This window comes from Butyricimonas sp. RTP31003st1_G1_RTP31003_210430 (genome assembly GCF_040920905.1).
Taxonomy (GTDB): domain Bacteria; phylum Bacteroidota; class Bacteroidia; order Bacteroidales; family Marinifilaceae; genus Butyricimonas; species Butyricimonas paravirosa.
The window spans coordinates 84,713-97,499 of record NZ_JBCOSQ010000002.1 but is presented as its reverse complement, the minus strand read 5'-3'; the positions used below and the strand labels follow the sequence as shown (position 1 = coordinate 97,499).

13 protein-coding genes are annotated in these 12,787 nt (G+C 42.3%); 5 read left to right on the top strand and 8 right to left on the bottom strand.

Going from position 1 to position 12,787, the window contains the following annotated elements; genetic code table 11:
- Nucleotides 1–245 precede the first annotated feature (245 nt).
- The 4 genes from AB5542_RS01170 (at nucleotide 246) to AB5542_RS01155 (ending at nucleotide 4,545) form a co-directional block, all read left to right on the top strand.
- On the top strand, nucleotides 246–1,790 hold the full coding sequence (locus tag AB5542_RS01170) for an acyl-CoA carboxylase subunit beta (RefSeq protein ID WP_087421607.1): 1,545 nt from the start codon (nucleotides 246–248) through the stop codon (nucleotides 1,788–1,790).
- A 17-nt stretch (nucleotides 1,791–1,807) separates the two neighbouring features.
- Nucleotides 1,808–2,122: a biotin/lipoyl-containing protein gene (locus AB5542_RS01165; RefSeq protein WP_087421606.1), complete on the top strand. Its 315-nt coding sequence runs from the start codon at nucleotides 1,808–1,810 to the stop codon at nucleotides 2,120–2,122.
- A 44-nt stretch (nucleotides 2,123–2,166) separates the two neighbouring features.
- The gene (locus AB5542_RS01160) at nucleotides 2,167–3,087 is read left to right on the top strand and encodes an ABC transporter ATP-binding protein (RefSeq protein WP_118305549.1); all 921 of its coding nucleotides are present in this window, start codon (nucleotides 2,167–2,169) and stop codon (nucleotides 3,085–3,087) included.
- Between the two features lie 117 nt (nucleotides 3,088–3,204).
- Nucleotides 3,205–4,545 carry an ABC transporter permease gene (locus AB5542_RS01155; RefSeq protein WP_279040675.1) on the top strand — a complete coding sequence of 447 codons (1,341 nt, stop codon included), beginning with the start codon at nucleotides 3,205–3,207 and terminating at the stop codon, nucleotides 4,543–4,545.
- A 46-nt stretch (nucleotides 4,546–4,591) separates the two neighbouring features.
- On the opposite strand, the gene AB5542_RS01150 is transcribed toward AB5542_RS01155, so the two are convergent.
- The 4 genes from AB5542_RS01150 to gcvT all read right to left on the bottom strand — a co-directional run bounded on the left by AB5542_RS01150 (nucleotide 4,592) and on the right by gcvT (nucleotide 9,375).
- On the bottom strand, nucleotides 4,592–5,842 hold the full coding sequence (locus AB5542_RS01150) for a DUF1015 domain-containing protein (RefSeq protein WP_087421603.1): 1,251 nt from the start codon (nucleotides 5,840–5,842) through the stop codon (nucleotides 4,592–4,594).
- Between the two features lie 114 nt (nucleotides 5,843–5,956).
- A complete protein-coding gene (locus AB5542_RS01145; protein ID WP_279040673.1) occupies nucleotides 5,957–6,874 on the bottom strand; it encodes a 3-phosphoglycerate dehydrogenase in 918 nt (305 codons plus the stop codon).
- A gap of 104 nt (nucleotides 6,875–6,978) precedes the next feature.
- Nucleotides 6,979–8,052, bottom strand: a complete 1,074-nt coding sequence (serC, locus tag AB5542_RS01140) for a 3-phosphoserine/phosphohydroxythreonine transaminase (protein ID WP_087421601.1) — start codon at nucleotides 8,050–8,052, stop codon at nucleotides 6,979–6,981.
- Nucleotides 8,053–8,277: 225 nt separating this feature from the next.
- Nucleotides 8,278–9,375 carry a glycine cleavage system aminomethyltransferase GcvT gene (gene gcvT / locus AB5542_RS01135; RefSeq protein ID WP_087421600.1) on the bottom strand — a complete coding sequence of 366 codons (1,098 nt, stop codon included), beginning with the start codon at nucleotides 9,373–9,375 and terminating at the stop codon, nucleotides 8,278–8,280.
- Between the two features lie 240 nt (nucleotides 9,376–9,615).
- Here gcvT and AB5542_RS01130 point away from each other — a divergent pair, with 240 nt between their 5' ends.
- Entirely contained in the window at nucleotides 9,616–9,960 is a 345-nt protein-coding gene (locus AB5542_RS01130; RefSeq protein WP_368242957.1) for an STAS domain-containing protein, read from the top strand.
- Between the two features lie 38 nt (nucleotides 9,961–9,998).
- On the opposite strand, the gene AB5542_RS01125 is transcribed toward AB5542_RS01130, so the two are convergent.
- From AB5542_RS01125 to AB5542_RS01110, 4 genes are all read right to left on the bottom strand, one after another.
- Complete coding sequence (locus AB5542_RS01125) at nucleotides 9,999–10,631, bottom strand: hypothetical protein (RefSeq protein ID WP_279040671.1); 633 nt, start codon at nucleotides 10,629–10,631, stop codon at nucleotides 9,999–10,001.
- Between the two features lie 214 nt (nucleotides 10,632–10,845).
- Entirely contained in the window at nucleotides 10,846–11,451 is a 606-nt protein-coding gene (locus AB5542_RS01120; RefSeq protein WP_118305553.1) for an N-acetylmuramoyl-L-alanine amidase, read from the bottom strand.
- Between the two features lie 124 nt (nucleotides 11,452–11,575).
- On the bottom strand, nucleotides 11,576–11,956 hold the full coding sequence (locus tag AB5542_RS01115; protein ID WP_279040669.1) for a 3TM-type holin: 381 nt from the start codon (nucleotides 11,954–11,956) through the stop codon (nucleotides 11,576–11,578).
- On the bottom strand, nucleotides 11,953–12,579 hold the full coding sequence (locus AB5542_RS01110; protein WP_118305555.1) for a DUF6266 family protein: 627 nt from the start codon (nucleotides 12,577–12,579) through the stop codon (nucleotides 11,953–11,955). Before AB5542_RS01110 ends, AB5542_RS01115 begins: the two co-directional genes overlap by 4 nt.
- Between the last annotated feature and the right edge of the window lie 208 nt (nucleotides 12,580–12,787).

The following is a 12,787-nucleotide window of genomic DNA, read 5'->3' as shown; positions in this document are numbered from 1 at the left end:
AATAATACTTTTCCTCTACCCACAAACTGAATGCTTAATTTAACGAACAACTAAACCATAGAGTTACGGAGTTGTGCAAATTTATATGCTGAATATCATTCCCTAAAACACTATCCGACAACACCTTATTCATAACCATTCGAAATAGTGTTTTTTTCTTCATTTTTTTTTCGTAATCTTGCATTTTGGTAGGCGGAATCTAACATTGAATAGAACCTATCATTTATAAATAAAAAATAATACTTATGTCACTTAAAAGAAATGTTCTTGATTTAAGAAAGAGAAAAGAAATTGTTCTTCAAGGAGGTGGCGAAGAGGCGATTAAGAAGCAAGCTGCAATGGGGAAATTGACAGCCCGGGAGCGTATTGAAGCAATTTTGGACAAAGACTCTTTCCATGAGTACGACATGTTCGTTGAGCATCAGTCCAAAGATTTTGATATGGATAAGAAAGTTCTTCATGGTGATGGTGTCATCATCGGTACCGGAACAATCTATGGAGAACCTGTATGTATTTACGCGCAAGATTTCACCGTAGCCGGTGGTTCTCTTGGTTTGATGCATGCTCGTAAAATCACTAAAATCATGGATCATGCCTTAAAAATGCGAGTACCCTTGATCGGAATCAACGATTCTGGTGGAGCTCGTATTCAAGAAGGTGTTGACTCCTTAGCCGGATACGGAGAAATTTTCTTCCGTAACACCCAGGCATCCGGAGTAATTCCTCAATTATCTGTAATCCTCGGTCCTTGTGCTGGTGGAGCCGTATACTCTCCCGCCTTGACCGACTTCGTGTTCGTGGTTGACAACATTTCCAAAATGTTTATTACCGGACCTGAAGTTGTAAAAACGGTATTAGGAGAAGTCGTGACCATGGAAGAACTCGGAGGAGCTAGAGTTCACAGTGAAATCAGTGGTAATGCCCATTTCTTCGCTCATTCAGAGTATGAATGTTTCGAACAGATCAAAAAATTATTGACATTCATTCCCTGGAGTAACGAAGCAAAAGCTAAACCTTTCCCCTCCAAGCCGCCAAGACCGGAATACAAGATCGAGAAAATCATTCCGTCTGACCCCACCCAGCCTTATGACGTGCGCGATGTAATCCGTGCTGTTGCCGATGATTCTGACTTCTTGGAAATTCAACAAGAATTCGCAAAAAACATCGTTGTCGGATTCGGACGTATCGACGGGGAAACTATCGGTTTCGTGGCTAATCAGCCTTCTGTACTTGCCGGAGTGTTAGACTGTGACTCTTCTGATAAAGCCGGACGTTTTATCCGATTCTGCGATGCCTTCAATATTCCGATCGTAACATTCGAGGATATGCCGGGATACTTACCGGGTGTTGAACAAGAGTATATGGGTGTTATTCGTCACGGGGCGAAAGTTCTTTATGCATATAGTGAGGCTACGGTACCTAAGATTACCGTAATCCTTAGAAAAGCATATGGTGGTGGTTATATCGCTATGAACTCACGTCACTTGAAAGCAGACTTTATGTTCGCATGGCCAACTGCAGAAATTGCAGTAATGGGACCGGAAGGTGCTGCCAACATCATCTTCAAAAAAGAGATTATGGCTGCCGAAAATCCGGAAGAAATGCGTAAAATCAAAGTTGCCGAATATCGTGAAAAATTCGCCAATCCTTACGTGGCCGCCTCTAAAGGCTATATCGATTCCGTGATCGAACCCGAGGAAACCCGGAAGATCCTGAAACACTCCATCGAGGTATCCAGCAACAAGTCGGTATTAACCCCGGCTAAAAAACATGGAATTCCTCCATTTTAAACTAAAATTATACCACGATGAGTACACCAAAATACGATTTATTAGAAATCGACGGCTTAAAATATAAAACCCAGTTTACCGAAAAATTTATTAATCGGAAACAATGGGAAAAACCCGATCCGGGAGCCGTTATCACATACATACCGGGATCTATCATCGATTTGTATGTAAAAGAAGGTCAAGAAGTTAAAGCAGGAGATCTACTTTGCCTCTTGGAAGCCATGAAAATGCACAATAAAATCCTGGCTCCCATAAGTGGTACGATCATGAAGATCCATGTCAACAAAGGAGATAAACTCCCTAAAGACGCTTTAATGTTTGAAATAAAATAACTTCAAAGGCTGCCGAATCGGCAGCCTTTGACAAATATCCGATTATGAGTTTCTTCAAAGCCTTGAACATCGTCAAAACCTATGCAAACCACAAGGCATTGGATGACGTGTCAATCAATATCCCGGAGGGAGCCATCTACGGGCTACTAGGCCCTAATGGAGCCGGAAAGACTTCCTTAATTCGAATTATTAACCAAATCACAGCCCCTGATTCAGGAGAAATATTTTTCAGAAATGAACATCTGAAACCGTCTGATGTCAACCGGATTGGTTACCTTCCTGAAGAGCGAGGACTCTACAAAAAAATGAAAGTCGGAGAACAGGCCGTTTACTTGGCTCGCTTAAAAGGAATCAGTAAACACGAGGCGATCGTCCGTCTTAAAATGTGGTTCGAGAAATTCGAGATTGAGGCTTGGTGGGATAAAAAAGTAGAAGAACTATCCAAAGGTATGGCACAAAAAGTACAATTTATCACCACGGTACTTCATGAACCGGAATTGCTGATTTTTGACGAACCCTTTAGCGGTTTCGACCCCATCAACGTTGAATTACTGAAACGGGAAATTCTCGAATTACGCAAGAAAGGAACAACCATCATCTTTTCCACACACAACATGGGATCGGTAGAAGAAATCTGTAGCCATATCGCCTTAATCAACAAATCACGCAAGATCATCGAGGGACCAATCAATCAGATTCGTGAAAAGTATGCCAGTAACACATACCAGCTCAGCTGTCGCTACAACCCGGAATTCTCACCCGCACAAACAATCGGCTCAGAATTCGAGATAGTATCTCAACGTGTCGAAGGAGACCGTCAGGATATTATTTTGCAACAAAACACTTATTGCCCGGCAAACACCCTTTTGTCAAGAGTCCTGCCCCAAACAGACATCATCTCTTACCAAAAGATCATTCCCAGCATGAACGATATCTTTATAAAACTCGTAAAAGAGCAAGCCTAAATAATTTTTAGATTTATGATTTCAAATTTTAAATTAAAATAATTATCCCAGATTGAAAATCAGAATGACGTTTCCAAAACCTCATTTTCAATTTTCAATTTTCAATTTTCAATTAAAATGAACAAGATACTCATTATCATAAATCGGGAATTTACCACAAGAGTCCGTAAAAAGACCTTCCTTGTCGTCACAATTTTTGTCCCGATCCTGTTCGCATTATTCTACGCTTTCCTCATGTGGATGTTACTACGAGACGACAGCCAAGAGCGTACAATTGCCGTTATCAACGAATCAACGTTAGAAACCCCGCTTCAAAAAATCAATAACACGAGTTTCACATATATCGATCAGGAGATACCGGAAACAGACTATATTGATTTTCTGAAAAAGAACGATTTTTACGCCATTACCCGTATCCCGGCCAATGTCATGACCCATGCCGAAATCCCGGTATTCTCAACGTCTCAAGTTCCCATGGAACTGAAAAACGAGATTGCATCACAATTACGCCAGAAAATAGAAACTGTCAAACGTGCTGAAGTGATTGCTAAAACCCAGATGCCGAATTTGGAGACGGAATTGGATGCCACCAAAACCCCCGTACTGGTGAGGACATTACTCGTCACGGACACCGGAGATGCCAAAGAAAGTTCGTCCGAAATCACGTCAATCATCGGACTGGTTGCCGGGCTAATCATCTACTTCTTTATTTTCATGTACGCCTCTCAAGTCATGAAAGGTGTTATCGAGGAAAAAACGAATCGGATTATTGAAGTGTTAGTTTCTTCGGTAAAACCCTTCCAGTTCCTATTGGGAAAGATTATCGGTGTGGCAGCCGTGGGACTTGTACAATTTTTGATATGGATTGTTTTGGGAGGAGGTATTATTTTAATTTCTCAAGCTTTTTTCATGCCGAATCTTGACTTGGAAGCCTTAAAAAATGCCAACGACCTAAATATGTTTGCTCAAGGAACAGAAATTAACCCCGAGCAATTGGCGATCATCCAAAATCTCGTAAAAACTATTGATCCCATGTTTATCTTGAAATTCGTGGGAGCCTTCTTATTCTATTTCATCGGAGGATATTTATTATATGCATCATTATTTGCCGCCATTGGTGCTGCCGTTGATAATGAAACGGACTCCCAGCAATTCATGACCCCTCTGTCTATCATTCTGGTTGTCGCTCTCTACATCGGTGTTGCTGCCATGAAAAGCCCCGAATCACCCATGGTATTCTGGAGTTCTCTCATCCCTTTCACCTCTCCGGTCGTCATGCTTGTACGTATACCGTTCGGTGTTCCTGCATGGGAAATCATCACTTCAATGGGTTTACTCGTCGGATCCTTCCTTTTCTTCACGTGGTTATCCGGTAAGATTTACAGGGTAGGTATCCTCATGTACGGGAAGAAAGTCACCTGGAAAGAATTATACAAATGGCTTCGCTATAAAGCATAAGAAAAGCGACTCGAAAGAGTCGCTTTTTTATTGAGTCCAAGTCTTATTAGATCTTGTGGATTACCATTCCAGAACGAAGTTTCGGCTCGAACCAAGTCGTCTTCGGAGGCATGATATTACCGGTATCGGCAATATTGATCAATTGCTCCATAGAAACAGGGTACAAAGCGAAAGCCACTTTCATCTCGCCATTATCAACACGACGTTTCAATTCTCCCAATCCGCGGATACCTCCCACGAAATCAATCCGTTTAGAAGTACGCAAATCCTGAATATCCAAAATGTCAGCCAATACATGGTTAGAAAGGATTGTTACATCCAATACCCCGATCGGGTCATTGTCATCGTAACTTCCCGGTTTAGCCGTCAGCTTATACCATCTTCCACCTAAGTACATGCTGAATTCATGTAATTTAGCCGGGTGATAAATCTCCGTACCCATATCTTCAACCGTGAAATGTTCGCCCAATTTAGCCAACAATTGCTCTTCAGTCAAACCGTTCAAATCTTTTACAACACGGTTGTAATCAATGATTTTCAACTGATGATCCGGGAAGTGAACAGCCATGAAGAAATTATATTCTTCCGTACCGTCGTGGTTCGGGTTCTTTGATTTGAACTCGGCACCGATACGAGCAGCAGCAGCAGTTCTATGATGTCCGTCAGCAACATACGTGTAAGGAACTTTTGTTGCAAATAATTCCTCCAAACGTTTGTTGGTCTCCGGGCAGTTGATTGCCCAGAAATGATGACCGAACCCGTCTTCCGCCACGAAATCATAGTCAGCTTTTTTGCTCTTCACGATATCTTCAACGATAGCATCAATTTCCGGAACAGCCTTGTAAGCAAAGAATACCGGTTCCAGGTTAGCTTTTACATAACGGGTCAAGATCATACGATCCTCTTCTTTATCCGGACGGGTCAACTCGTGTTTCTTGATAATTCCGTTCATGTAATCCTCACAAGCAGCACAACCTACGATACCATATTGAGTTCTTCCGTCCATCGTCTGGGCGTAGATATAAAATTTAGCATCCTCATCCTGAACCAACCATCCCTTTTCCTGGAACATATTAAAATTCTCCACGCTCTTGTTATAAACAGTCTCGGAGTGAATATCAGTTCCTGCAGGGCAGTCAATCTCAGCTCTGGTAACATGTAATAATGAACGAGGTTTTCCTGCAGCCATTTGTGCGGCTTCCTCTGAATTCATTACATCGTAAGGTAGACACGCCAGCTCCTCACAAACTTCTTGAGATGGTGTACGTAATCCTTTGAATGGTTTTACTATTGCCATAAGTATATTTATGATTTAACGATTTACGATTTAATGATTCCAACCACACAGATCCACGCTTCAAATAGCGTCGTGAAAAATCACAGAATCATAAATCGTAAATCTAAAATTGATTTATTTGTTTACTCTGAATTTCTCGTCACCTTTCTCTATGAAGTTCACGATCTGGTGAGCAGCAGCCAATCCTGCGTTAACGTTAGCCTCTTCTGTTTGAGCACCCATCTTTTTCGGGGTAGCGAAGAAACGGCCTTCGAATTTGCTGAAACAATCACAATCCGGAGCGATATCCGTGATATAGTGGAAATCAGCTCTTTCTTCCATCAATTTAGCCAAACCTTCCTCGTCGATAACTTCCTTACGAGCGGTGTTCACCAAAACAGCACCCTTCGGCATATCTTTCAACAAATTATAATTGATTGATTTCTTGGTTTGTTCTGTTGCCGGGATATGCAAAGAGATGTATTGACACATCTTGTACATTTCCTCAGCTGAATGTAACGGGGTTGCCCCGGCATTTTTGATTTGCTCATCCGTCATGAACGGGTCGAAAGCGTAAACTTCCATTCCGAATCCGCGAGCGATACGTCCAACGTTTTGTCCAACATTTCCGTAAGCGTGGATACCGATCTTCTTACCTTTCAATTCGGAACCTGATTTTCCGTTGAAGAAGTTACGAGCCATGTAAACCATCATACCGAAAGCCAACTCGGCCACAGCGTTTGAGTTTTGTCCCGGAGTGTTCATAGCCACTACATTGTGAGCAGTACAAGCAGCCAAGTCGATGTTATCGTATCCTGCACCGGCACGAACGATTACTTTCAAATTCTTAGCAGCCTCGATTACTTCTTTGGTAGCTTTGTCTGAACGGATGATCATAGCGTCAACATCAGCAACGGCAGCGATCAACTCGTCTTGTGAAGTATATTTTTCTAATAAAACTAACTCATATCCTTGAGCTTCTACGATTTCTCTGATTCCGTTAACGGCAACCGGAGCAAACGGTTTATCTGTAGCGATTAATACTTTAGTCATGATAATTACAATTTTAAATGAAAAAAGATTTACGATTTCAGACCATCATTGCCTTCATTTTCATGAAAGACAATTCAACATCCGAAATCGTAAATCGTCAATTATTAGATATGTTTTGCTTCAAATTCTTGCATTGCAGCAACCAAAGCTTTCACGTCTTCGATTGTACAAGCGTTGTAAGTAGAAGCACGGAATCCACCTACAGAACGGTGTCCTTTCAATCCTACCAAGTTTTTAGTCTTAGCGAAATCAAGGAATTCTTTCTCCAATGACTCGTATCCTTCTCTTAACAAGAAAGGAATGTTCATTCTTGAACGAGAACCTTCTTTTACAACCGGACGGAATACTTTGCTTCTTTCCAATTCAGCATAAAGCATATCAGCTCTTTCGATAGCTAATTTCTCCATAGCTTCAACACCACCCATTGCTTTTACCCATTTCAAGGTTTCTTTCACCCCGAAAATATTGATACATGGAGGAGTGTTGTACATTGATTCTTTATCCACGTGAGTTTTGTATCTCAACATAGTCGGGATCATTCTGTCAGCTACCACGTTGTTCAAGAAATCATCTTTAATGATCACGAAGGTAACACCGGCAGGTCCGAGGTTCTTCTGGCATCCCCCATAGATCATGGCATATTTAGACACGTCAACCGGACGGCTGCAAATATCAGAAGACATATCACAAATCAAAGGTACCGGAGAGGTCGGATCATAGAAAATTTCCGTACCGCGGATCGTGTTGTTTGAAGTGATGTGCATGTAATCCACGTCTGAAGGAATCGTGAATTCAGGATAATAAGTAAATCCGTCAGCCTCAGAAGAAGCAACGATTTCAACTTCACCCCACATTTTAGCCTCTTTAATAGCTGCAGTTGACCAAGTTCCGGTATTTACATAGGCAGCTTTCGTTTTCAAGAAGTTGAAGGGGATCATGCAGAACTGCATACTAGCACCACCACCCAAGAAAAGAACCGAGTATCCTTCCGGAATATTCAATACTTCTTTGAACAAGGCAACAGCCTCTTCGTAAACAGCTTGAAAATCTGCAGAACGGTGAGACACTTCCATGATTGATTGTCCCGTGTTACCGAACTCTAATACTGCTTTTGATACATTTTCCAATGTAGAATCCGGCAATTTACATGGTCCGGCATTAAAAATGTGTTTTCTCATCTCTAAAATATTTAAGTAGATAATTAATTAAAATCTTGTTTGCAATCGCGTTACAAAGATGCAAAATAAGTCCATATAAAAGACTTTTTTCCGTAATTTTTATTCGTTTTTCTTACCGCCTAATAATCAACAGTTTCAACATCTTCGAAAACGTTTTTGCTTCTATAAAAAGACTAAGCACCCGTTCCCGGGTGCTTAGTTATCGTCTAGCTCAAAAGCACCCGACTAAAAGAACGGGGTCTTGACAATTTTAGCTTTCAAAGCTTTGTTTCTTACACGAATGAAGATCTCCGTATCCAGCTTGTGGAAACCACTCTTCACGTATCCCGTACCGATTGACTTTCCGGTCCAGGGAGAAACAGTTCCGGAGCAAACAACCCCGATCTCGTTTCCTTCTGCATCCTCGATCACGTATCCTTGGCGAGCAATACCCTTATCTTGAAGTTCGAACGGTTTCATGTAACGGCTCGGCTTATCTGCTTTCATTTTTTCATGATAAGCACGGTTAATGAAATCATTTCCCGGCACGAATTTCGTGATCCAGCCCAAACCAGCCTCGATAGGAGAATGATCATCGTCAATTTCGTGTCCGTACAAGCAGAAACCTGCTTCCAAACGCAAGGTATCACGAGAACCTAACCCGGCAGGTTTGATTCCGAATTCAGCCCCAGCCTCAAACACGGCATGCCAAAGTTTCTCGGCATCTTTCACGTATGCATAAATCTCGCAACCACCCGCTCCGGTATATCCAGTCGTGGAGAAGATCACTTTATCGATTCCTGCAAACGGGATCTCTTGGAAAGTATAATATTCCATATCTACCACGTTAGCCGTGGTTAATTTTTGCATTGCCTTCAATGCCAAAGGACCTTGAACGGCAAGCTGGCAAATATTATCAGAAGCGTTTTCCAAATCGGTATCCACGTTCATACCTAATTCTTTTGCCCATTTCGTACACCATGCCCAGTCCTTCTCGATATTGGCAGCATTCACAACCAACAAATATTTTTCGGCACTGAAACGATATACCAAAAGGTCATCCACGATACCACCCGTTTCATTCGGAAAACAGCTATACTGGATTTTACCATCCGTGAGAGCTGCCACATCGTTAGAAGTAATCTTCTGTACCAATTCGAAAGCTTTCGGGCCTTTTACCCAGAATTCACCCATGTGAGAAACATCAAATACACCCACTTTTTCACGAACCGTGTTGTGTTCGTCTTTAATACCGGTATATTCAATCGGCATATTGTAGCCGGCAAAAGGAGCCATTCTTGCCCCAAGCTCCTCATGGAAATGTGTAAATGGAGTAGTCTTCATTTTTATATCGTTTAAATATTCATTATATTATAAAGTATAACTATAACACTCCGCAAAGTTAAAACTTTTATTGTTCTTGCCTACCCTTTCTAAAAAAATATTAGCACGTCAATTGAATCTTCGAAATCAGAAACAAACCGCCCGTTAACTTATTTGCAATCTCGGTAAAAATGATTACTTTTGTTCAATTCAACTGTGAATAAATTTACTACATATTAATCCTTAGAAACTAATTGAACAATGATTCTAAAAGTAACAGAACAAAATGGTATCACCATTGTCGAATTCGTAGACGTGACTCGTTTCACGTTAGCGTCGGCTGACGAAGTGAAAACGGAACTCAGACCTTTGTTAAATAATAAAGATTGTCGAATGCTCTTCGACTTTCACGACATTGAATTTGTAGATAGTAGTGCCATCGGTTGCATCATCGCCCTTTTCAAAACAGAGAAAAGCGTCGGCTCCAGCCTAAAACTTTGCAACCTCACGCCGGAAGTGTTGAAAATATTTGAGCTCTTGCACCTGCAAGTGATCTTCGATATCACCGGAACTCGTGAAAGCTGCATGGCAGACTACGTAAAATAAAAGATAAAGCCTCCCTTTCAGGAGGCTTCACTTTTTTATTAAGCTATCGTCAGACAAACACTATCCGATGCAGCCTTTCCATTTTTCGTGGTAGCAAAAGCATACCCTTTCACATTCGTGGAATCCCACTCTTCCGGTAAGGATTCACTCGTGTTCCCGTTCTCTCCACGAGCTCTCAACAAAATAAGCTTACTTCTCTTCAACACGGTTTCGTACAACACGGCATACACCTGATCGTCAGCAGAAGAATAACCTTCCTCGGCCATTTGCATCTCCTGTTCGAAAGAATACATCTTATTCTCCTCACTATACGTCACCGTAACTTTGGGCGTGTACATCAATCCTGATGCCATCCGAAGTCGGGCAAAATCAATCGTTACCATATAACTCTCATCCGCACTCGTAGCTCCCAAGTTCAATGATACGAAGGCATTGGACGTGGTCCCACTCCCGATTCCAATGAATCCTTTACGAATCACGGGAAGCAAACGTCTGGATAACTCGATCAAAGCCTTCATCTTCGCCCGTTGTGCAAGCACCTCCGGCGTAGGCTTATCCTTTCTTGAAAAGATTTTTGCTCTTGCGATATTTTGTTTGTTCATGTAACACATCGTCACGTTACCAACCGACTTCGTTACTTTACCTAATAAATAAGAATTAAATTTTGCCATAACATTAAAATTTAAAAATGAATAAATCAGAAAACTTAAAATGATCCCGCACTCTCCGCATGGGCCCTACACGAAGAATGGAATTTAGAATGTAGAATTAAAATTTAGAATGAAAAGTTTCCCCAAAACAGCGAGTATTCCAACTCTCCCTCTGTTTATAGAGGGAGTACGGCGAAGCCGGGAGGGAGTTCAATCCAAAATTTAAAATCTAAAATCAATAATACCGAATCCAGTCCGCCACCCTCAACGCCGGTCCCGGGTCCACTTTCCTCGACGTCACGTCCGAATGTCCCACGATATCCCCGATCGGGTAAGTAGCTACCAGCAAACCACACACCTCGTTCAACACCCGCATCTGCACGTCCGTGTAGTCATGCCAGTACGTCGGCACCTCTCCCAAATCCTCCGTGTACACCTCCTTCACGGGAACTTCACGCCCACACTCCGCCACGAACTTTCCCCTTTCCAGTCGCAACTGCCCCAAGTTATCCAGCTCGATCCCGATCGAGTAATGATTCAGCTCGTTCCTTCCCCCGTAACTGCTCTTCCCAGCATGCCAAGCCTCGATATTAAACGACACCAGCTGTATCACCTGCCCGTCCCGTCCGATCACCACATGCGCCGAGGACTTCACGTCCTGCCTTACCAAGAATTTTGCCGAAGACATGGCACTAGTACCTCCCGTGTAATGTAAAATAATCATATCCGGCTCTCCTAGCCCCCGTCTATTCTTCGGGCATTCCAGATGAATCACCCCACCACCCATCAACCTGTGATTGACAATTGAAAATGGTGAATTAGAAATTGAAAATACATCCATAATAAAAAATTTAGAATGAAAAAGATTCCGTGATTGCCGATTCGATAATTGGGTGATTAAAATCACTTAATCGAAAATCATTAAATCACTTAATCGATAGGATCTACAATCATCAAATCTAAAATTAGCGTGGCTTTCGTGCGAATGCCTGCATGATTTTTTCCCCGCTTCTCCCCACCACGTACCCGCCCAACCCGATCTCCAGCAAATCCCAAAAACGAGAAGTATCTGAAAGTATCGGTACATTTATAAATGTCCCGACCAAAACAATCGTGGCAAAAGTCAGCATCACCAAAGGTCGCCAAGAACGCTGCAACCAATTTCCCCTCGTCTCCTCCACCACGATACTCGCACGAGCCTGCACCAAATCCCGTTCTATCTCTTGTATCAACTTTTGCAAGTCAGTTTCCAACTGTTTCTTTTCCCTCGCAGGGAGAGTCAGCCGATCCACAAACCGGCTAACCGCATCGACCACATTCGTCACCGGATCTACTCGCAACGTCATAAACAGATGTATTGAGAATTCGAGAACGTCGCTCCATCCGGAGAGGCAAAAAAGCAATACAAATGAGCTTTCACGCCCTTCTCCCGGTCCAACCGAAACTCGGCTCGTCCTTCTTTCCGTGTTGCCACCAAATCCGCCACACACCTCGGCATAAACTCCCGATCCCCGTAAATCACGATCACCCGTAACCGATCTTCCATCTCTTCCAATCCCACGTTCTCATCATTCTGCCAACTCAACTCCACTCCATCACTCGTATCCACCCTTCCTGCCAAATCATAAGCCTTTTGTCGACTTCCCACGGTAAAACGCATCTGAGAAAAATCCCCGACTCTCCCGTTTGCCTTGAACACCTTCAAATTCAACTTCATGAATAAAGCATACCCGTTAGTAGTGACACCTCCCGCTGAAATATTCAGCACCGCACGAATTGCCACCTCTGGGATCCTTTGATAAAACCGGACTGCCGTCCGAAACCTTGATCTCACCGCCTGTTGCTTGCGGGTCTTCGGGTTATGCACGACCATCGGTTGGGCCCGCACGTAAGACTTTCCTTTCCGCTCGCAGAAAACGACATTTCCGACTCGTCCTCTCAAATTGAATAAATTGTCAATTGATGCCATAATTCAAATTTTTAATTCATACTACATTTACTCGTAAACACGTGTTTAATTTCTGAATGCAATATTAGTGCATCCCAAAGACCTGATTACTAGACGTAATAATTATGTCATAAATAATACCTACAAATACCTCATTATCAGCATCCGTTTTTCAGAGACTCGCAAACACACAAATATCCTTTCTTATTCCGAAATAATATCTCTTTTA